The organism is Alteromonas sp. 1_MG-2023, assembly GCF_030547075.1.
In the GTDB taxonomy this organism is placed as follows: Bacteria; Pseudomonadota; Gammaproteobacteria; order Enterobacterales; family Alteromonadaceae; genus Alteromonas.
Genome location: NZ_JAUOQH010000003.1, coordinates 118167 through 139148 on the forward strand (window position 1 = coordinate 118167; position 20982 = coordinate 139148).

Sequence of the window (20982 nt, forward strand, 5' to 3'; positions counted from 1 at the left end):
TATTATCTTAATGATTATTGGGCCATTTTTACCGAAATCGCTTCGCCCTTCACCTGTTTTTTTAATAATCGTTTAGTTCTGTCTACAACATCACCCACTAATTGCCCACAAGCAGCGTCAATATCATCCCCTCGCGTTTTACGTACAACAGTGGTAAACCCATAATCCATAAGCACTTTTGAAAATCTATCGATACGAGAATTACTTGAACAAAGGTAGGGTGAACCCGGATAAGGGTTAAACGGAATTAAGTTAATTTTACACGGAGTATCTTTCAATACCTTCGCTAATTCATGCGCTTGGTCGGTGCTATCGTTAATCTGCGACAGCATAACGTATTCGACAGTAACACGGCCCTGGTTAGCTTTAGATTTTGCAAGATAACGACGAACGCCGGCTAAAAAGGCTTCAATATTGTATTTTTTGTTCACTGGCACAATTTCATTGCGCAGTTCATCGTTAGGTGCGTGCAATGAAATAGCTAAGGCTACATCAATTTGATCACCTAACATATCTAATGCTGGCACTACGCCTGACGTACTCAAAGTCACGCGGCGCTTAGATAAGCCAAACCCAAAATCATCTAACATGATATTCATGGCTGGCACTACGTTTTTAAGGTTAAGCAAAGGCTCACCCATGCCCATCATTACCACGTTGGTAATAGGACGTTTGCTGGTATCTTTTGATAATCCAAGGAAGGTAGCAACACGCCATACTTGACCAATAATTTCACTGACGCTCAAATTACGGTTAAAGCCTTGTTGAGCCGTAGAGCAGAAGGTACATTCAAGAGCACAGCCTACTTGTGAAGACACACAAAGGGTTGCACGGTCGGCTTCTGGGATCCATACCGTTTCTACTTCTTGTCCGCCTTCAAGGGCTAAAGCAAACTTAATGGTGCCATCACTGGCTTCTTGAAAATAGGCAATTTCTGGCGCTTTCACTTCACAGTGCTCTATCAACATGGCGCGAAGGTTTTTATTCAGGTTGCTCATTTTCTCGAAATCGCTTTCGCCTTGCTGATAAATCCACTTCATTACCTGATCGGCACGAAATGGCTTTTCTCCTTTCTCTTTGAAGAAATTACGCAAGCCTTCGCGATTAAGATTTAACAAATTTGTCTTTGCCATAAAATGATGACCCTTTTACCTATTCAAGGCTCTTGCCTTGTACTGCTAATATGATGACGCGAACTAATGTTGGTGGTTCGAATCCACGTTGCTTTATATCTATTAACTTAAAATAGTAGTGAAAGCCGTTCGCTTGTGGGACGTAAGCAGAGGAAATGCTGCTTAGAAAACCTTACGCCCAAAACTAACTAAAGCCAGAGACTAAAGCCGTTCAAAATTTGCGCGGATTTTACCATACTTGTTCAAGTAGAAAAAGCGTAACCCGCTGACTAAATGTAGAGGAAAACCTGCAATGTCGTAGTCGAAAGTTAACGGTGTAAAACAAAGCAGACGACGCACTAAATGAGTGAGCCTGTGACTTGCAGAAACAAAAAACGAGGCCGAAGCCTCGTTTTTTTAGATTCGGTCGTTTGCGATTAACGCGTACGAGGACAAATCTCTTCTTCAGAGAAGAAGTAAGCAATTTCGCGTGCAGCTGATTCTGGAGCATCAGAACCGTGACAAGCGTTTTCATCAATTGAAGCAGCGTAGTCAGAACGAAGTGTTCCAGCAGCAGCGTCAGCTGGGTTAGTTGCACCCATGATTTCACGGTTTTTAACAACAGCGTTTTCGCCTTCAAGAACCTGAACCATAACTGGGCCAGATGTCATGAAACCAACTAGAGCGCCAAAGAAAGGACGTTCTTTATGTTCTGCGTAGAAACCTTCAGCTTGTTCTTTGCTCATGTGAATCATCTTAGATGCCACGATGCGAAGACCAGCAGATTCGAAACGGTTGTAAATTGCACCGATAACGTTTTTAGCTACCGCATCAGGCTTGATAATCGAAAAAGTACGCTCTAGAGCCATTGTTCTCTCCAAACAAATTAAGTCTTATGAATTTTTGGCCGCGAATTATAGGCAATTATTAACGGCTTGACCAGCGGCGATTTCAACGCCCTCTGCTATATCACTACACGTGATAACAATGACATTATCATGACAGTGGTTATCGCGAGTACAGTTAGGGCCTGTTGTAACACTTAACTTAAGCAAAAGCCCCACACAAATTGAGGTATAACTAACTGTTTTCTTTAGCAAGATGCTGAATTTTTGCCACTATTGCACGAAGACCATTACCGCGAGTAGGCGTGATATGACGTTCTAAATCTAGTGCTTCGAAATAGCCATCGATATCAAATTCAAGAATGTCTTTTGGCGATTTATTATTATAAGCCGCCAGTACCAAGGCCAATAAACCTTGAACAATCACTGCGTCACTGTCTACTTCGAAGGTAATTTGGTTATTGTCGTACGACTCAACTAGCCACACACTGCTTTGGCAACCTTTTACAAGTCTGTCTGGCGTGCGCTTGTCTTCTGGCAAACCCGGCACAGATTTACCTAAGTCGATAATATATTGATAGCGCTGTTCCCAATCATCGAAAAACGCTAAATCATCAATAATTTCTTCAGTAGAGGGTAATGCCATGGATAATCCTGTGTTTTAAAAGAAAAGGCCAGCTTCTAGCTGCGCTTCTTCACTCATCATTTCTCTTGACCATGCAGGGTCAAATACTAACTCTACATTCACGGCGGTAACGAAGGGAACCAATGCTACGCGATATTCAACATCGCCTACCAATACTGGGCCCATGCCACAACCAGGCGCTGTTAGTGTCATATCAATATCGACTTCGCCGTTATCTTGATTAACTTGTACCTTATAAATAAGCCCAAGCGACACTAAATTAATTGGTATTTCAGGGTCGAAGATAGTTTCAAGCGCATCCCACACCTGTTGCTCACTCACTTTGCCATCTTCAGGATCAGCGAAATTGAGTACTTGGGCTTTACGGCCAATGGCATCGGCATCGGTGCCATCAATACGGTACATATTGCCACGCCACGTAACGGTGTAGTTACCGCCTAAATCTTGCGTGATCGTAACAAACTCACCTTCTGGTATGGTTGCAGGATTTCCCGCAGGAACAAGACGTGCTTTACACTCTCGTTCTGTCACCACCATCTTCTGCTTCATGCTATAACTTCTTTATATTGCAGTTAGCCAACGTTGAAGCTTTCGCCACAACCGCACTCATCAACCACGTTCGGGTTGTTATACTTAATAATGCCGTTCACGCCTTCAGTTACATAGTCAATTTCTGTACTACGTACTAATTCGGCAGCATCTTCTGAAACCGCAACACGAAGGGTTGGCGAAATTTCAACAATTTCGTCACTGTCTTTCGCGCTATCAGCAAAGTCGAGTTCGTATGCATAACCTGTACAGCCGCTTACACGGGTAGATAAACGAATCAACTGACCCGGTTTATCTTTAAGCTTGCTTTCAAAGTGCTTAATGGCGCTGTCGCTCAAGGTAATAAGCTTTGTGCTAGGAACAAATGTTTCAACACTCATAGTGCCTCCTTAGGCCAACATCATTTTCGCTTTCTTAAGTGCAGCAAATAAGCTGTCCACTTCTTCAAGCGTATTGTAAATTGCGAACGATGCACGCGCAGTGCCTGGAATACCAAAGCGCTTCATCAGCGGCTGAGCACAGTTATCGCCCGTTCTTATTGCTACACCTTGTCTGTCGAGAATAAACCCAACATCGGCAGGATGTGCACCGTCTAGTAAAAAGCTTAATACGCCCACTTTATTTGGCGCTGTGCCAATTAAGCGCATTCCTTCAAGGGCAAGTGCTTGTTCAGTGGCGTAGCTTAATAATGCTTGTTCATGGTTATGTAGTGCGGCCATATCAAGATTTTTAAACCAATCAACTGCAGCACCTAAACCAATAGCGCCCGCAATATTTGGTGTGCCAGCTTCTAGGCGATTTGGCAATTCGCCCCATGTCGCTTCATGATAAGTCACGTCTTTAATCATTTCGCCGCCGGTTTGCCATACTGGCCAGTCTTCTAGCACCGATTTACGGCCCCATAAAACACCAATTCCAGTAGGTCCAAACAGCTTGTGTCCAGAGAAGGCGTAAAAATCACAGCCTATGTCTTGCACGTCAACGCCGCCGTGGGCAATGCCCTGCGCGCCGTCTACTAACACCCAGGCACCTACTGCTTTCGCTTTTTCAGTTAAAAGCTTAATGGGATTAACCGTACCTAATGCATTAGACACATGAGGAAACGCCACCATTTTAGTGTTGGGTGTTAACAGTCTATCGAATGCGTCGATATCGAGCTCGCCGTTGTCGAATACAGGCACAATGTTTAATGTTGCGCCTGAACGTCGACACGCTTGCTGCCAGGTAACCAAGTTCGCGTGGTGCTCTAGTTCTGTCACCATCACTTGGTCGCCTTCGCGAAGTAACTGCCCCAACCCGTTAGCCACAATATTAATAGCTTCGGTGGTGCCGCTAGTCCAAATTACTTCTTCTCGCGCGTTGGCATTTATAAAACCCGCCACGCTAGTGCGCGCGTTCTCGTAACGACGAGTGGCTTCATCAGACAAATGATGAGCGCCGCGATGCACATTAGCATTGGTATTCGTGTAGAAATCGACAATGGCATCAATTACCACTTGTGGCTTTTGCGTTGACGCCGCGTTGTCTAGGTAAACCAAAGGCTTACCATCTACCGTTTTAGCAAGAATAGGAAACTGGGCGCGAAGCGCAGCAACGTCTAAGCTCATTTAACCTCCATGTGTGCAAAGCGTTCACTTAGCACGGGAAGTAACCAGTCGCGTATAGCAGCATTTGGCATATCGTTAATTAGCTCTTGAATGAAACCAAAGTTCAGCATTACCAACGCTTTGCTGCGCGGAACACCACGAGTCAGCATGTAATAAAGCGCCTCACCTTCAATTTCTGCCACTGTTGCACCGTGAGCACAGCGCACGTCGTCAGCATAAATTTCGAGCTCAGGTTTAGTATTGATAACACCGCGACGAGACAACAACAAATTACGATTGTTAAGCTCTGCCAAGGTTTTCTGCGCGTCACGGTGAATGTGAATACGACCGTTAAACACCGCACGTGCTTTATCGCCAACAATCCCACGAGCGTTTTCTTCCGTAGTGCCATTAGGCATAGCGTGCTCGATGGTTGAATGTAAGTCGAACAACTCACCTTCAGCCAATAAGTAAATTGCGTTCATTTTGGCGTTAGCAAACTCACCGGCATGGTGCATGTCCACATCTAAGCGTGACAACTCACTGCCATAGCCCACTAAGGTGCTATTTAGCGTTGAGCGGTCGTGCAACATAAAGTGGCTACCACCGAGTTGCTTAGCGCTGCCAGTGAACATGGCAAAACGGTAATGTTCTAAGTGCGCATCATCAGAAATATCGTATTCAGCAAATGCCGTAGTAAGGCTATCGGTATCACCTGAACCTTGTTCAATGATAACCGCGCTTGATGCGTTGCCTAGCTTAACCAATACGCGAGTATGGGCATCTACGTTTTTAGTCGCTAAGTTCACAATGCGAATAGGCTTTGTTACTTTTGCGCCGTCTACTACATTGATGAATACACCGTGCTGACAAAGTGCATCGTTAACACGACCAAATAAATGACGTGTTGGCTTCACTTGACCGAACACACTAGCAATGGCTGCTTGTGTGCTAGCATCGTCAACGTTAAGCGATGTAATTGCCATGCCTTCTGGCACGTCTAGTGTGTTAATTTGCGTCACTAACACACCGTCTACAAATACGATATCAAGTGCGTTTAGATTATCGATGTTTGGTACAGGTACGCTGTCAGCTTGGGTAGCAATGGCAACGTTACGCTTTTCAACGGGCGTAAGTGGTGTATTGATCCAGCTTTCGTTTCGGCGTTTCGGCCAACCATCGTTTTTTAACTGTGTTAAGGCCTGCTGACGCACGGGCGCCAGATAATCATCTAGCGCTGCCCCATCAATGACCTGTTCTAGCCATTGACTCATGCTTCAGCCTCCTCGTATGCTTTACCTAAGAAAGCATAACCACTTTTCTCTACTTCTAGCGCCAGTGATGCATCACCACTTTTCACAATTTTACCGTCGGCAAGTATATGTACAAAGTCAGGCTTTATGTAATCAAGCAAACGTTGATAGTGAGTCACTACGATAAAGCTGCGCTCACCGTCACGTTGGCTGTTAACACCATCGGCAACCACTTGAAGCGCATCAACGTCTAGACCTGAGTCAGACTCATCTAGAATACAAAGCTTTGGCTCTAGCAAAATCATTTGCATGATTTCGTTACGCTTTTTCTCACCACCAGAGAAACCTTCGTTAACGCCACGCTTTAAGAAATCTAGCGGCAATTGAACCTGCTTACAGGCTTCTTTCGCTTTCTTTAGAAATTCAGCAGCAGTAAGAGGCTCTTCGCCGCGCTGTTCACGCATAGCGTTTACAGACTCTTTCATAAATTCCATGTTGCTTACGCCTGGAATTTCCACTGGATATTGAAACGCTAAGAACAAGCCTTCGCGGGCACGTTCTTCAACTTCTAAATCAAGTAAATCTTTACCGTTCAGTGTTACATCACCTTCGCTAACTTCGTAGCCATCACGGCCAGAAAGCACATAACCAAGGGTACTCTTACCGGCACCGTTAGGGCCCATGATAGCGTGTACTTCACCAGGCTCAACTTCTAGGTTAAGCCCTTTAATGATGTTTTTCTCTTCTACGCTGGCATGTAAATTCTTGATACTAAGCATTGATTACCCCACTGAACCTTCAAGACTAATTTCGAGCAGCTTGCCGGCTTCTACGGCGAATTCCATCGGCAGCTCTTTGAATACTTCTTTACAGAAACCGTTAACAATCATAGAAACGGATTTTTCTGTGTCTAAACCACGTTGCTTACACAGGAACAACTGCTCGTCACTTACTTTCGACGTTGTTGCTTCATGCTCAACAATGGCACTTGGATTTCTACTTTCAATATACGGGAATGTATGTGCGCCACATTTATCGCCAATTAATAGCGAATCACATTCTGTGAAGTTACGTGCGCCATCGGCACGTGGGCCCATTTGCACTAATCCACGATACGCATTGTTACTGTTACCCGCTGAAATACCTTTAGAGATAATGGTAGAGCGCGTGTTTTTACCAAGGTGAATCATCTTGGTTCCCGTGTCGGCCTGCTGCCTACCACGAGTTAACGCCACTGAGTAAAACTCACCTACGCTGTTATCACCTTTAAGCACACAGCTTGGGTATTTCCAGGTTACTGCTGAACCCGTTTCAACTTGGGTCCACGAGATTTTTGCGTTTTTATGGCAAATACCACGCTTGGTCACAAAATTGTAAATACCGCCTTTACCGTTTTCGTCACCTGGGTACCAGTTTTGTACGGTTGAGTACTTAATAGTGGCATCATCCATAGCAACTAATTCAACTACAGCTGCGTGCAATTGATTTTCGTCCCGCTGAGGTGCAGTACAGCCTTCTAGATAGCTTACATAACTACCTTCTTCGGCAACAATCAACGTACGCTCAAACTGACCGGTGTTCATTTCGTTTATACGGAAATAGGTAGAAAGCTCCATTGGGCAACGTGTGCCTTTTGGAATATAAACGAATGATCCATCGGTAAATACGGCACTATTTAATGCGGCAAAGTAGTTATCAGTGCGCGGTACTACCGAGCCAATATACTTTTTCACTAAATCTGGGTATTTCACAAGCGCTTCAGAGATAGGACAAAAAATAACGCCCGCTTCTTCTAACTTGCTGCGAAAAGTAGTCACTACTGATACAGAGTCGAATACCGCATCTACTGCAACGCCCGCTAGCATTTCTTGTTCATGCAACGGAATACCTAGCTTTTCGTAGGTACGCAGTAGTTCAGGGTCAACTTCATCAAGTGACTGAGGCTTATCTTTCATACTCTTTGGTGCCGAGTAATAAGAAATGGCTTGATAGTCAACTTTAGGATAGTCGACATGGGCCCAATCAGGCTCTTCCATCTCAAGCCACGAATGATACGCCTTTAAGCGCCACTCTAGCATCCACTCTGGCTCGTTTTTCATTGCTGAAATACGGCGAATTACTGACTCGTCGAGGCCACTTTCAAAAGTCTCAGATTCGATCTCTGAATAAAATCCAGCATCGTACTTTCTTTCTAACGCCTGTTCGATCTGTTCACTCATGTTGGGATCTCACTTGTTTGCCTGCGTTTGCTGCCTTCACTACTGGCCTCTCGGTCTTGCCAGTAAGTCACGTTGCCGTTTTAGCTATTTATTTGCCAAAACGTATTTGCGATATTCCTATCGAATATCTAGACAGCCTAAAATTTTGGAGCCGTATTATATAATACCTGAGTATTTCACTCAAATATTCAACAGCCCTGTTAAATAAAAATTAAATATTGTGCTTCTGAACAGTTAAAATACACGTCAGCGAAGCTTGGCTAAACCGGTACAACATAACCTTAACGGCTTGCAGCCAGCACTGTTGCTTTACGTAAACGGGTTACTACATCGGTGACTTTGCTGATGACGTAAGTAATATCATCTACTGTGGTGAACCTACCTATACTAAAACGTATTCCAGCGTGTGCCAGTTCACTACTTCTACCAATGGCACGTAATACATATGAAGGTTCTAAACTAGCCGATGTACAGGCAGAGCCTGAAGATACCGCAATATCATTCATCGCCATCATCATACTTTCCCCATCCACACCACCAAAACTCACATTTAAAATGTTCGCTATACGCTGAGTTTCGTGGCCGTTAAGGTGAATATCATCTAACTGACATAGCCCTTCCCATAATGCTGTTTTCAACTCACTAATGTGGGCTGAATCCTGCTCTAACTGCTTATAGGCCAGATGTATAGCTTCGCCCATCCCCACGATTTGATGGGTTGCTAGTGTGCCTGAACGCATACCCCGTTCGTGCCCTCCGCCATGAATTTGAGCGGTTAAATTAATTTTAGGCCGACGGCGAACGTATAACGCACCCATGCCTTTCGGGCCATAAATTTTATGTGCCGAAATGGATAACAAATCGACTGGCAACGCTTGCAAGTCAATAGGAATTTTACCTACGCTCTGCGCCGCATCTACGTGAAACAAAATGTTCTTCGATCGGCAAAGCTCACCAATCGCGCTGATATCTTGAACAACGCCTAATTCGTTATTCACGTGCATTACTGAGACCAAAATAGTCTCATCAGTTATCGCCGCTTCAAGCTGTGAAAGTGAAACAAGACCAGAAGCATCTACGTTTAGGTAGGTCACTTCAAAACCTTGCTTCTCTAAATGTTCACAGGTATCTAATACTGCTTTGTGTTCGGTATTAACGGTAATGATATGTTTGCCATTATTCGCATAGCCTTCGGCTACACCTTTAATAGCCAAATTGTTTGACTCTGTCGCACCCGAGGTAAATACAATTTCACGTGGGTCACAGTTCAGCGCATCACTTATCTGATTGCGGGCGACGTCCACTGCTTCTTCGGCCATCCAACCAAAACGATACGAACGGGAAGCAGGATTACCGAAATTGCCATCTATAGTCAGGCACTGCACCATTTTTTCTGCAACCCTTGGGTCGACAGGTGTTGTGGCGGCATAATCTAAATAAATAGGTGTTGAACGTGACATAGCGATTAATACATTCTCTAAAGCTGATGTTATAACTGAAAACTAACTTCGATATCGTTGGCAACATTACGTAAAGACGCGCTTTTATCTTGGCGTCCAGCCACTTCCTGAACATCACGCTTGGCCATTAATTCACCAAGGGTAATATCATTTAAAAAGGAGCTTATACGATCGCTCAAATCTTGCCATAAACTATGGGTTAGGCAACGGTCACCACTTTGACAGTCAGCTTGCCCTTGGCAACGGGTAGCATCTACAGATTCGTCTACCGCACGAATAACTTCACCAATTGATATATTGGCTGCATCGCGCCCTAGTAAATAGCCACCACCTGGCCCGCGAACACTATCGACTAATTGATCTTTACGTAATCGAGAGAAAAGCTGTTCTAAATAAGATAGCGAGATAGCTTGGCGTTCAGAGATATCAGCGAGAGGCACAGGACCGCGTGTTGAATGCAATGCTACATCAAGCATTGCCGTTACTGCGTAGCGCCCTTTAGATGTTAATTTCATAGAATCCTCCCGCTATTAAGATAGCAAGAATTTTCACATACCTGACTAAATTGGTCAAGTATAAGACCTAGTAATTTAGTCAAGTATTATTGTGTGTTTTCCAATCCAAAGCTGGAACGGTTTCTAACGAGTCTGGAATGCTCAACCAGAATGGACGTGCGGTCTAGCTGTGTGTTTTTTTCAAACTTCATATTTTTTCTAACTGAGCGGCTTACGTAGCCGCTCGAAAGTAGTTCGGTGCTTGGGGTTTATTTGATTACAAAGGTAAGATGGCGGACTTCGATGTTTAATAACAGCAGTCCGTTCTAGCGAGGCTTTGGATTCAAAAACTAATTAACTAAACATCCAAGCCATATCAGCCCTTTTCGACAAATCATCCTGTGTTTGAAATACTTTTTTTACTTCAGCAATAGAAAAAGGCAATGAAGTTTTTCCATTCATCCCAATTATTTCATTTGGATACATTAGTAATATTTGATGGAACTTCTTACCGGAATTAAGTTCGACACTTACTATACTTACATCTTGTTTGAACTCTTCAAATGGCCCATCTCTTTTTACTAAATTTGGATCTAAATATAAATTGCTCATTTTTTACCTTAACGATTGGCAGACGCTGAATTAACAACTAGTCCTTTTAATTCTGCTTCCAATACATGACATTTTTTTACTTTGATTAAGAGGTTTCCACTCCCCAGTAGAACCAGCAGGCAACCCTCCCGGAACGAGAACTTCGTTTGCACCTCCAGAACCATTATATGGCCCTTCAGCGCCGGGTGTTGTACCTGTCTTAATAGGGGTGCCACCCGGAATATGTACAGGTCTTTTGCCTGTCATGGGCTTAAAGGGATCTAATTTATCCTGCGCTTCATCTTGTGAACCATATTCATCTGGCGTAGTCCATGTATTAGGTCCAGTACTGCCATCATCATTTATTTTAGGATCGTTTTCAGGTCCGTAGATCCAGCCATCCAATCCACCTTCAGGTGCAGGAGTGGGGTCTGCATCAATAGCTCCTTGATTATAAGCGTTGACTGCATCGACTGTCCCATTGACACCATGATAAATTGCTGCACCAGTTAGTGTAACAAGACCCGCAACACATATAGGGTTTGGTCCCACTCCACACGCAGCGACCATCGCATTTTTACCGGATGGGTCATTAAGGTTTACTGGATCATTCCCCACATAAGCATACATGTTCATGCCATCGTCATACCCAATAGGGTCAGTTTGCAGGAATCTACCTAACTTTGGATGATAAATCCGTGCTTTGTAGTAATATAAGTCGGTGTTGGGGAGGCGGATTTGGCCGGTATATCTAAACCTGTCAGAATAACTGTCTTGTAGCTCACCAAATGGCCCATACTTGTAAGTACGTATTATTGAGCCATTATTACGTGTAAGTGCCAAAATCGAACCTCGCTCATCGGCATGGAAAAAGCGTTTATCTCCAGTTCCGCTACCTTCGTACCACAATAAAAGCTGGTCTACCCCCACACCATGTATGTAACGGCGAAGCAGAGTTCCACTATCATTATACTCTGCTACCAATGCATCGCCGTCGTATAAAAACGTAGTCTTTGTTCCATTACTAGTAACACTATCGAGCATGCCTTTAGCGTCATAAGTCAAATCTACTATTTGTCCGGTTTTAGACGCCCGTTTAACCTGATTAAACGCATCGTAGGTATAACCCCAATTGTCAAAGTTTGTTAGGTTGCCATTGTCGTCATATTGTAAAATTTTACCGTCTACATAATCATATTGATTCAGATTATTCGGTACATATTCTTGACGGTTCAATCGGGGTAGAGAGGTTTGAAATGCTGACGATGTCACCATTCGCGTAGTAAGCTGTCCCGCAGGGTTGTAGCTAAAACTGCTGTTATTAATGCCTGTATGGTCATAATGCTCGAGTCGCCCCAACGCATCTAATTCGATTGAAGTATTTTTGGAGTTTGAACGGGTAATTGAGCTAGGGTTATCTAGAATATCGTAACCAAATGAGAAAAGTGTACCAACGCCATTCTCTTTTATGTTTGATAGCTTTCCAGAGCTATTGTAGGCATATGTGACATGAAACCCATCCGGATAGGTGAGTCTTTTTCGTTGACCACCGGGGTAATAGGCGTAGGTTAATTTACGGCTATTCTTATTACTTGTTTCTACCCTACCAAGACCATCGTAGGTTGTTTTTATATAGGAATTACCGCGCTTTACCTGTTCGAGCCTTCCCAATCCATCATATTGATATTCTATATCAGTTTCATTAGGTACCGAAGTTGATGATGGGTTATTCAATGCATCATAGAAATAGGTAAATTGACTCCCGTTTCGTTTACGCCAAGTCTCTTTCATTCCATCTGAATAATAAGAGTGTTGTTCGTATGTACCGTCTGGGTAAGTGGTCCTGTACAATCGGTCAAAGCCATCATACAGGTAGTTAGTGGTGTTACTGTTACCATCTTTACGAGATTCCAAATTTCCATTTTTAGTATAGGAAAATGCGGCTTCCAAACCTTCATCTTCTGTTCCAACCCCTTCTGTTATTGTACTGACATCAGAGTTTGCATTGTAAGTAGTCATTACAATACGGTCAGGCCCTAAATCGCTTTCCTCGTCAAGTTGACACGCTGGGGTAATGCTGTTGTAGAAAAGACTTTGGTTCATACGTGTTGTTGCACATTCTTGCCTGTTCAAACCATCATAACTAAATTGAAGATAGCTCTCGATGTTACTCCCAATGAACGACTTAGTAGAAAGCACTAAGCCATAAGCACTAATTCCATGACTAACTTTTGACTTTACACTTAACGATTCTGATGTGACGCTAGTTAACGTTCCGGTTTCAACGGTACGAACTTGGTTATTTTGTTCACGATAGGTCATTTTTTTAGCCACGTAGCGATTCTGGCTATTTTTAGGGCCGATCTCCCATTCTAATCGGCCAGAATCGTCGTAGCGATAATACGTTTTATCGCTGCTACCACTGAGTGGCCCGTCACTGGTTTTAACAGCCCCATCATCATAATAAGTGTAAGTAGTAACCTCCGAGGCTGAATTTTCCGCATTGGTACGTGTAACCTTTTCAATTAACGCCGTATCGTTCCAGTATTCATACTTTGTAATTTGTTCGTGTTTTGTGCCGCATTCTTGCTCTCCACAGACTGAGACTGAATCCAGTAATTTAATTCCAGCATTGTTAGTAAGCCATGTTTGCGTGGTGATGCGCGTCTGACCACTTTCCCCAGCAGGTTCAATCTTTGTGAGCATACCGCCATGACTGGCAAAGGTATATTCTGTTCTGTGGCCTTCTGCATCTTCAGTCCAATCGGGCCTGAAACAAATAAGGTCAGCGCAAACTGTCGGATAGTGGGCTTGTTCAACAATGTTGGAGCCTGATTTATTAGGTTTGGGCGATGAGGTCACCTTCGTCACATTGCCTAATCCATCATACTCGTAAGAAACGCTATTCCCTTCTGGTAAGGTAATGGATTTAAGTAATCCTAGACTCCATGTGTATTTAGTTTTGTTACCACGTGAATCGATATCTTCTTTGATGCGACGGAGATCAGAATTGCCACTTATTATGACTTTTCTCGAATAGTTTTCGGGTCCAGAAATAGTTACTTCTTTCACCTGTCTTGAAGCCTGTAAGCCGCTTCCTTGCGCTACATATTCGTAATTGAATATTTGCCCTGCACGTTTTACTTTGGTCACAAAAAATTGATGAGTCGTCGACCCATGCTCTTGATTTGCTGACGTTACCTCTAATTGGTTGATAGACGAAGAAGGTTGCTTTAGTGAATAATTTGGTGAATATTCTGTATACCCTAGACCATTGCTAAAGCCGGAGGTTTTCCATTCACGGCCATTTAAGTCAGTGGCATTTCCAGCGTTGTAGGTTAGCTTTGATAACGCAATATTACTTCCAACCTTAGTTATTGTTGCGGAAGCAACGTCGCCCCATCCGTTGGAGATATTGTTTGTTCTATACGCAATGTCTAGTTTATAACCAACTGACGAAGTGATGGTAGTTGGACGATAATAGGTTACTATGCCTCCATCAGCAGAGGGAAAAGAATGCTCATAACTAGTGTATTCAAAATCTAAACTCTCGCCATTAGGGTAGGTAATAGTATCTATGTAGAAATTGCCGACTGTATGCTTCGGATTATACTGGTCATTGTAAGTAAACATTGACGATTCGTGGTTGTAAACAACCCTAATGCCGGTATTCCCTTGCCGGTAAATAAATACTTTAGTATTGAGATTACCCAGCAAAGTTGAACCAGTTGGCATAGATGGAGAGCATTCATATGATACACAAGTGAAAGATTCTGAAACATTGCTTCCGAATGTTAACGATACTTTTTCAGTGCGCTCTATGTATTGCCTAGTATTAGAGGTGTTTTTATAAAGCGTAACGTTTAGCATTCCTGTAAACTGTTGAATCGATTTGAAGGTCAGATTAGGGGCTGCTGGAATACTAACCGTTGGATAATCTGCGTAGTATTTTCCTGTTAACAGGTCAATGTTATTAATATCTTTGGCAATAAATTCTGGTTTTAGTTGAGTATAATCTGTATGCACTAGGTTGTCGGACAGACTGGCGAGTGCGCTGAACGAAGTCAGTACTAAAGCTAATGTGGTAATCATCCTCGAGACGATGACTTTCGAGCAAATGTTATAGTTTTTCATAATAATTATCAGTCTGTAGGATGTGTTTAATTGTAAGGATTGCTGCCTGAACTTATAACTCGGATAAGTTTACTGGCCGTATCTTTCTCGTCTCCATAACTACAGGTCAGAAGTAAGCCTATGTTGCCATTAACTACAAACGAAACACTACCTACTGTTAGTAGGTCGGTATAGCTAACATCACCATCAATCTTGCAGTGCGTAGTGCCCGTAGACGCCCAACGTAATGTCACTCTAGTACCTGCATTTACCAGACTAGGGCCATCAAAGGAAGAAATTATTGGTCGAGGTTCAAGAGACGCACTTTCATCGGCAGTGGCAATACGGTTACCTGCGTCATCGTAGCCGTACAGGTTTGATTTTTGAGCTTGATCCGTCGCGGATACCAGTCGCCCTCGACTATCATATTTATAAGTGATCTCATAATTTTGTGCCAAAGCCTTAAACGAGGAGAGACAAAATGTACTCAGAATACATAGAGAAATTAGAGATGAAGGAATGGAAAAGGGGTACCTCGGAATTAACATCAAACAATCCTTGTAAAGTTAATAATTTGATTTAAGTTAATGAAACTTCAAACAGTTGTCAATTTTTATCAAGTTGAGAAGGTGGTAAAATCGAACAAGGAAAGAGATACTCTGCCAAGAGAATCATGAAAATGAAGTAAGAACCTATGGACCGGTGATGAGCCTACCTCCTTAGTGTTTCAGTCCGAAAGTCACGCCGAATACTAAAAACAAGTTCTAGTCCGATTTCTGTTCGTAATCTGGTAAATAAAATTTTTAACTGACCACTTTTAGCCTTTGCATGCAGATAGCATTTTATCAATCTGTCGTTTCTCACTCGATACGCATTCTTAATCATACTTACCCATGATAAACACGAATGCTGAAATGTACTGGCATCGATAACGGTGATTCGGCGGTAGCCATTCATCATGCCCCTTTAGCCCCTCTCTGAAGATTCAAAGAGGCTTTCTAATAGTAAGTTTTCTTTATCGTTAGCATAGACTTTCCGCTGTTTTCTCGACCATTTATCGCCGCCATGTCCGTGCGCGAATTTTAGGGATACGATATGGTCTAAATATACGAAGCCCTGAGCGAGTTCAGTCTGGTCAGAGTACACATCGTCGTTCATGCAAGGCATGAAAATAATATAGGTGATTCAAACGGTTTGCCTCATATCGGTCACGTTCTTCAATAATGCTTACCCAATTTGCACAATTGCTTCATCGCAGCGTTCTATACTGAACCTTTAATTAACGCTGGAGCAGGTATGTCACGTACACACATTACTATTAAAGAATGACATGAGTCAGTATGGCAGACGCCATTGAAAAAATTAGCAGAACGATTTGAAATCCACGCACACGCGTTGGGTAAACTCTGTGATGATTACGGTATTCCGCGTCCGCGGTCTGGATACTGGACTCAAACATCTGTAAATAAGACAAAATCGATTTCCGCACTCTCCAACAGTGTATCGCCAGATAAGCGTATCGACTTGTCGTCACTCATTGCGTCAAAGCGTGAGAAGCGAAAAATGGCGGCGACACCTCTACCTCATCTAGTGACAAAACTACATCACCATCCACTACTAAGGCGGATAAAAGGCTCATTCACCCAACCTCAAGATAAGTACAACACCATCTCGTATCAGCCATTTGATGACCGAAGTGTAATGCGACTGGATGTCTCCAAAGAGCAGCGCAATCGCGCTATCCTAATATTACATACATTGACTGATGCGTTTGAAAAGCGCAACTGGCCTCTCGAAGTAGGCAAAAATTTTAAGCGAACGGGCTTGGAAAATATCATCAGAACTGATGGCCAACGGCTAGGATTTCGGTTGAGAGAACGGCTGGTACAAACAACCAGAGCACTCACAAAAGAAGAAATTGCGACAAGGGCCCGCGGCGGTTACGTCTGGAACGAAAAGTACAATGCGCCGAGTGGGAAGCTGCAACTTGTCATTGAAGCCGGGACACCAAAAGGCACACGTTCGCTCTTTGAAGATAATGAAAAGCTTTCTCTCGAAAATCAACTAGGTCATTTTATAAACGCACTGAAAACTACAGCAAGCTATCAGCATGAGCTTGCGCAGCAGCGTGAACTTCAACAACGGCATTTGGAACAGGAACAGGCAAGAAAACACGAGTACGAGAAACAAATACTCGAAGAGCAGTTGAAGGTGAAACGCCTTTTGCTCGCCACAGAACAATGGGACCGAGCCCAAAGATGTCGCCACTTTCTTAACAAAATCCGCGATAGTAAAGTGTTTGAAGCCCTTAATAATAGTGCGAAGAGTGATTTTATAGGATGGACAAACACAGTAATCCGACAGATAGATCCACTTACAAACGGCGAGATAGCATCGTTACTGACATCAATACAAGGCACGGAGTCTATGATCATTGAAGCGCTCGCAAGACTAACAAACGATGCAAGAAGTTAAAACTAATGTATGAAGACGCTAGTGTGCTCGTCGCTCCTGAGTAAAACAATACTTAGCGCTTATTACTTGACGTCGTTTCAGCGTGTATCGCATACATCACCTTTTAAGCCAGCAATCAAATGACCGATTCAATAAAAATAGTAGCCTGATTCTGCTTAAAGCAATAGGTCACAGCCCCCTTTGTCGCAGTAAACACTTTATGATGACCAGCAGTAAACACTTTGTGATGACCAGCAGTAAACACTTTGTGATGACCAGCAGTAAACAAGTTGCGCTAAATATATTGTGATGACCAGCGGTAAACAGAATGTGTTTACCGGCGATAATATTACCGATAACAAGCAACGGAATGCTTAATAGTCTATTGTGAGCAATATTGTTTAATGTCTTCGAGCAACTCAAGCACTTGTCGACTCTGAAAAGCGCTGGCAATTGTCCAGCAGTTCACATTCTGGCGAAGACTCTCGCTGTAATAACTCTTCCGAAGATCACCATCATGGTTCAACATCTTTTTTACCAATTCTGACTCATCTAATTCTACTGCGAGCATCAACGGCGTGTAGCCGTTTAACGGGGATGTGTGGCTGGCATTAACATCAGCACCATTATCAATGAGTATTGCTGCAATCGTCCTCAGGTTACTCAACGAAGCATGGCGTTGCATATACTCAGCCCTAGAGCGTATTAGCGTTTCTTCTATTTCCTGTAACTGCGGTTCTAGACGACTCATACTTAGGTTGTCAAATTGGTGTTTAAGCGTGAAACCGGTCATTCCGGGATTACATCGGCGAATAGAATCCAATGCCTCCGGGGTAATAGGCATGTTAAGTTGCTGTTCGATATACTTCTCACTGTTTTTCAGCATGCCTATCATCTTTATGCACACGTTAAGAGAGCTTTGCTGGTCCGTTTCGCCACGTCGGTTAATATCGGCTCCCATTTGTAGCAGCGTATTTACTATTTCAGGTTTCCCTGACTTAACTGCTTCGATTAGCGGTAACAACTTTCGTTTTGACGTGAGTGTATTTACCGTTTCGACGCTGTGGGAATACTCAACTAACATCCGATAACATCTCTCATCCAGTGATGGAAGTGAGATGTCTGTTATATCTAACTTCCCCAGAGCCATGAGGAGTGCCGACTCATTGGAGCTACTAAAACTATCTACTTTCGCTCCTTTATCCAGCAACTTTTTCACGGCATCAACTTTATTCAACCATACAAACCAAACCAGTTGTGGCCATACCTTTTTTATATCGCCACGACCAATCTTTATATTTCGATTAGGATAACGGAGGTCTGGCTTATATTTTTCGAAATCGTCAGGAGTAAGAAATAAAGGACCAATACTCTTCTCTATTCGATTTTTTCTCCCACTATCAAACAAACCAGATTCAGGAAATACAGTATGAAAAGATGAACGCCAATTATCTATCTCCCAGTCTTCAATCGCGGCCGATATTTTATTGGACGCTTCATTGACCTGTACGGATGGAATGTCACATTCAAATGTCAGACTCGCAAATTTTAGCGGATACGCAGACTGTCCATGATGTAAGCAGGGATAACGACACAGTATCTGGGATATGCTCTCCGTTTTGCCAAGCTTTTACTTTCGCCGTATTTTCCTTGTTTAGGCCGGAAACGAAATTCCTCCATGAGTGATCCTTTTCCGTCAGCCAATTCAGAAGTGATGACGTGGCTTTACCCGGTGAACTGAAGAAAAGAATTGAGGATGGAGAAGTTTCAATGTTTCTCTCAAGCAGTGTCCGTACGAGATTAAGAACAGCATCACGGCCCAAGGTTGCAGATAGAAGTTTATTCATTTCAGCACGAGTTAGCCCATCAGCAGGTGTTCTGGCTATCAACTCGACATATTTACTAAAAAAGCCATCAAGATGACTTTTACACTCTTCTTTTATTTGCTTAGTGCTGTAGGAGCCCAGCTTTTGGACCAAAACGTCTTTAAAGTCTCTGGTTTTTCGGGGATCTATGGTTTTGTCTAACGCTTTGTCATCCAGTTCTTTATCGCTCCCTTTCACACCGAGCACTCTTGAACAAGCACGAATAATCTCAACGAACGTTGGGTACGGAAAATCAACCATGAGTCCCTCCTCATCACTGCTGTTTTTTTTCATTATGCCTGCATGAGAGTGCGGTAACTACCGCACTCTTGGTTACCTTAGAGTTGTTACTTTTTACTTGGGGTAGCATTTCCCCGATTGTTTCCAGACTTTCCACCCGTCGTACTTGGCCAGTTTCCACCCGGTCCCAGATGCGAAGAAGGTCCACGACCTTTTCCTGAGGATGATTTCGACATAGATAATAAATTCATAGTTATATTCCTGTATTAGTACCCGATATTGGGTGAATGCACTGTAATAAATTTACGTAGCCACTGCGGTAATCTATCTGGCGAAGAAACATCTAATTTTACAGATAAAAAATAAAAACCTTTGCTTTCAATATCTTATTTATAAACCCGATGTTCATGTAGCTAATCATCCTTTACCCATGTATCACCCTCATTCATTTATCGGTTGTCCCGTATATCACTATAAAGCGCCCCTAGTTTGCCTTTGTTCAATAAATACGATTAAAAAATACCGCTCAAATAGATGAAACAATAAATTGACTCCTAAGGATCCTCTGTTGTTTATATTTTATTCAGATAGCGAATGATTTACTGATTACTTTTTGCTCTATAGGATCTGAGCATAATTAGACGCAAAAAAAGATAACCAGAAATAAATAAAACCAATAAAATTATTTTATTTCAAATAGTTAAACTAGTACAAAAAAGATAAAATGTCATATTTTGACAGTTTATCTTTATTTTGCACATTTAAGCCTCAAAATAATCACTTTATTTCTAGACAATCAATTCCAAAATGTTAGATCTAGATCCTGAAATTAGATCTAAACTGATCATCTTGATTAATTATTTTGGAGTGGAAGATGAAAGATATATACCGTAAAGAGCATATGAGACGTATGCTGGGAAGATATAGCAAGTTTAATATTAGTGGCCTATTTAAAACGCGGAAAGGGAAAAGTGGTGAAAACTGGCTTTTCTTTGAGTCTTACCTAGAAAATGCCTTTTTTAATCAATATGAGTTTGAACCGAGCATTGTCACATTGGAAAGTCAGCCATTATCTATCTCTTACTATTTCAGAGGTAGAAAGCGCTTTTATACTCCTGATATTGGTTTAGTACAGTTCACTGGCAATGAGCTAATAGAGAAATATAAGGAAGTAAAACACAGCTCGTTAATGAAGGACGAAGAGACACGTAATAAATACAAAAGGGTTCGTCGTGTCTTTAAAAAACTCGGCTATGAATTTGAGGTCGTCACAGAAAAGAACCTCAAATCGGAACAAGCTCTTAGAAACCTAGAAATTATCTACAAATCAATCGGGCACATTACCAGTAGCTCGCCACTCATCGATGATGCGCTTTCATTTATACCAAACCATACGACGTTTGGTGAAGCTTCGATAGCCCTCAAGGCTCTGCAAATAGATACCAGTGTCCTCTTTTACCTGCTTTACAAGCAACTCTATCAATTCGAACTAAATCAGCCACTACGCTCTGACACCGTACTAACCCGCAATATCCATTAACACGTAAGGAGAACT

The 20982-nt window shown here is 42.7% G+C and carries 18 protein-coding genes; 2 read left to right on the forward strand and 16 right to left on the reverse strand.

Annotation, left to right across the window (positions count from 1 at the left end; translation table 11 throughout):
• Window positions 1–14: 14 nt before the first annotated feature.
• The 14 genes from Q4561_RS04210 to Q4561_RS04275 all read right to left on the reverse strand — a co-directional run bounded on the left by Q4561_RS04210 (window position 15) and on the right by Q4561_RS04275 (window position 15326).
• Window positions 15–1133 carry a bifunctional tRNA (adenosine(37)-C2)-methyltransferase TrmG/ribosomal RNA large subunit methyltransferase RlmN gene (locus tag Q4561_RS04210; RefSeq protein ID WP_303457801.1) on the reverse strand — a complete coding sequence of 373 codons (1119 nt, stop codon included), beginning with the start codon at window positions 1131–1133 and terminating at the stop codon, window positions 15–17.
• Window positions 1134–1549: 416 nt separating this feature from the next.
• Window positions 1550–1981 carry a nucleoside-diphosphate kinase gene (gene ndk, locus Q4561_RS04215; RefSeq protein WP_211070555.1) on the reverse strand — a complete coding sequence of 144 codons (432 nt, stop codon included), beginning with the start codon at window positions 1979–1981 and terminating at the stop codon, window positions 1550–1552.
• A 211-nt stretch (window positions 1982–2192) separates the two neighbouring features.
• Window positions 2193–2603 (reverse strand): SufE family protein, encoded by a 411-nt coding sequence (locus Q4561_RS04220; RefSeq protein WP_218419163.1) that lies wholly within the window; start codon window positions 2601–2603, stop codon window positions 2193–2195.
• A 15-nt stretch (window positions 2604–2618) separates the two neighbouring features.
• Window positions 2619–3152 carry a putative Fe-S cluster assembly protein SufT gene (sufT, locus tag Q4561_RS04225; RefSeq protein WP_303457806.1) on the reverse strand — a complete coding sequence of 178 codons (534 nt, stop codon included), beginning with the start codon at window positions 3150–3152 and terminating at the stop codon, window positions 2619–2621.
• A gap of 23 nt (window positions 3153–3175) precedes the next feature.
• Window positions 3176–3532 (reverse strand): iron-sulfur cluster assembly accessory protein, encoded by a 357-nt coding sequence (locus Q4561_RS04230; RefSeq protein WP_303457807.1) that lies wholly within the window; start codon window positions 3530–3532, stop codon window positions 3176–3178.
• 9 nt (window positions 3533–3541) lie between these two features.
• Window positions 3542–4759, reverse strand: coding sequence for an aminotransferase class V-fold PLP-dependent enzyme (locus tag Q4561_RS04235; RefSeq protein ID WP_303457809.1), 1218 nt, complete (start codon window positions 4757–4759; stop codon window positions 3542–3544).
• Window positions 4756–6012 (reverse strand): Fe-S cluster assembly protein SufD, encoded by a 1257-nt coding sequence (gene sufD, locus Q4561_RS04240; protein ID WP_303457810.1) that lies wholly within the window; start codon window positions 6010–6012, stop codon window positions 4756–4758. The genes Q4561_RS04235 and sufD overlap by 4 nt, the downstream gene beginning before the upstream one ends.
• Window positions 6009–6770 carry a Fe-S cluster assembly ATPase SufC gene (gene sufC, locus Q4561_RS04245; protein WP_303457812.1) on the reverse strand — a complete coding sequence of 254 codons (762 nt, stop codon included), beginning with the start codon at window positions 6768–6770 and terminating at the stop codon, window positions 6009–6011. The genes sufD and sufC overlap by 4 nt, the downstream gene beginning before the upstream one ends.
• 3 nt (window positions 6771–6773) lie before the next feature.
• On the reverse strand, window positions 6774–8210 hold the full coding sequence (sufB, locus tag Q4561_RS04250) for a Fe-S cluster assembly protein SufB (protein WP_303457813.1): 1437 nt from the start codon (window positions 8208–8210) through the stop codon (window positions 6774–6776).
• A gap of 281 nt (window positions 8211–8491) precedes the next feature.
• Window positions 8492–9670 (reverse strand): IscS subfamily cysteine desulfurase, encoded by a 1179-nt coding sequence (locus Q4561_RS04255; RefSeq protein ID WP_303457815.1) that lies wholly within the window; start codon window positions 9668–9670, stop codon window positions 8492–8494.
• Between the two features lie 29 nt (window positions 9671–9699).
• On the reverse strand, window positions 9700–10185 hold the full coding sequence (iscR, locus tag Q4561_RS04260; protein ID WP_057790573.1) for a Fe-S cluster assembly transcriptional regulator IscR: 486 nt from the start codon (window positions 10183–10185) through the stop codon (window positions 9700–9702).
• Between the two features lie 333 nt (window positions 10186–10518).
• Complete coding sequence (locus tag Q4561_RS04265) at window positions 10519–10776, reverse strand: hypothetical protein (RefSeq protein ID WP_303457817.1); 258 nt, start codon at window positions 10774–10776, stop codon at window positions 10519–10521.
• Between the two features lie 30 nt (window positions 10777–10806).
• Window positions 10807–14625, reverse strand: a complete 3819-nt coding sequence (locus tag Q4561_RS04270) for an RHS repeat domain-containing protein (RefSeq protein ID WP_303457819.1) — start codon at window positions 14623–14625, stop codon at window positions 10807–10809.
• A gap of 290 nt (window positions 14626–14915) precedes the next feature.
• Window positions 14916–15326: an RHS repeat domain-containing protein gene (locus Q4561_RS04275; protein WP_303457820.1), complete on the reverse strand. Its 411-nt coding sequence runs from the start codon at window positions 15324–15326 to the stop codon at window positions 14916–14918.
• Between the two features lie 895 nt (window positions 15327–16221).
• Here Q4561_RS04275 and Q4561_RS04280 point away from each other — a divergent pair.
• Window positions 16222–17343, forward strand: coding sequence for a hypothetical protein (locus Q4561_RS04280; RefSeq protein WP_303457821.1), 1122 nt, complete (start codon window positions 16222–16224; stop codon window positions 17341–17343).
• Between the two features lie 361 nt (window positions 17344–17704).
• Here Q4561_RS04280 and Q4561_RS04285 read toward each other — a convergent pair whose 3' ends face one another.
• Complete coding sequence (locus Q4561_RS04285) at window positions 17705–18730, reverse strand: ankyrin repeat domain-containing protein (protein ID WP_303457822.1); 1026 nt, start codon at window positions 18728–18730, stop codon at window positions 17705–17707.
• 118 nt (window positions 18731–18848) lie between these two features.
• A complete protein-coding gene (locus Q4561_RS04290; RefSeq protein ID WP_303457824.1) occupies window positions 18849–19481 on the reverse strand; it encodes a hypothetical protein in 633 nt (210 codons plus the stop codon).
• Window positions 19482–20301: 820 nt separating this feature from the next.
• On the opposite strand from Q4561_RS04290, the gene Q4561_RS04295 reads away from it, so the two are divergent.
• Complete coding sequence (locus Q4561_RS04295) at window positions 20302–20967, forward strand: Tn7 transposase TnsA N-terminal domain-containing protein (RefSeq protein WP_303457825.1); 666 nt, start codon at window positions 20302–20304, stop codon at window positions 20965–20967.
• Window positions 20968–20982 lie beyond the last annotated feature (15 nt).

Excerpts from the sequence above, each read along its gene's own strand:
- Q4561_RS04210 (WP_303457801.1), bottom strand. The coding sequence starts at position 1,133 with ATGGCAAAGACAAATTTGTTAAATCTTAATCGCGAAGGCTTGCGTAAT.
- ndk (WP_211070555.1), bottom strand. The coding sequence starts at position 1,981 with ATGGCTCTAGAGCGTACTTTTTCGATTATCAAGCCTGATGCGGTAGCT.
- Q4561_RS04220 (WP_218419163.1), bottom strand. The coding sequence starts at position 2,603 with ATGGCATTACCCTCTACTGAAGAAATTATTGATGATTTAGCGTTTTTC.
- sufT (WP_303457806.1), bottom strand. The coding sequence starts at position 3,152 with ATGAAGCAGAAGATGGTGGTGACAGAACGAGAGTGTAAAGCACGTCTT.
- Q4561_RS04230 (WP_303457807.1), bottom strand. The coding sequence starts at position 3,532 with ATGAGTGTTGAAACATTTGTTCCTAGCACAAAGCTTATTACCTTGAGC.
- Q4561_RS04235 (WP_303457809.1), bottom strand. The coding sequence starts at position 4,759 with ATGAGCTTAGACGTTGCTGCGCTTCGCGCCCAGTTTCCTATTCTTGCT.
- sufD (WP_303457810.1), bottom strand. The coding sequence starts at position 6,012 with ATGAGTCAATGGCTAGAACAGGTCATTGATGGGGCAGCGCTAGATGAT.
- sufC (WP_303457812.1), bottom strand. The coding sequence starts at position 6,770 with ATGCTTAGTATCAAGAATTTACATGCCAGCGTAGAAGAGAAAAACATC.
- sufB (WP_303457813.1), bottom strand. The coding sequence starts at position 8,210 with ATGAGTGAACAGATCGAACAGGCGTTAGAAAGAAAGTACGATGCTGGA.
- Q4561_RS04255 (WP_303457815.1), bottom strand. The coding sequence starts at position 9,670 with ATGTCACGTTCAACACCTATTTATTTAGATTATGCCGCCACAACACCT.
- iscR (WP_057790573.1), bottom strand. The coding sequence starts at position 10,185 with ATGAAATTAACATCTAAAGGGCGCTACGCAGTAACGGCAATGCTTGAT.
- Q4561_RS04265 (WP_303457817.1), bottom strand. The coding sequence starts at position 10,776 with ATGAGCAATTTATATTTAGATCCAAATTTAGTAAAAAGAGATGGGCCA.
- Q4561_RS04270 (WP_303457819.1), bottom strand. The coding sequence starts at position 14,625 with ATGCTAAACGTTACGCTTTATAAAAACACCTCTAATACTAGGCAATAC.
- Q4561_RS04290 (WP_303457824.1), bottom strand. The coding sequence starts at position 19,481 with ATGAAAAAAAACAGCAGTGATGAGGAGGGACTCATGGTTGATTTTCCG.
- Q4561_RS04295 (WP_303457825.1), top strand. The coding sequence starts at position 20,302 with ATGAAAGATATATACCGTAAAGAGCATATGAGACGTATGCTGGGAAGA.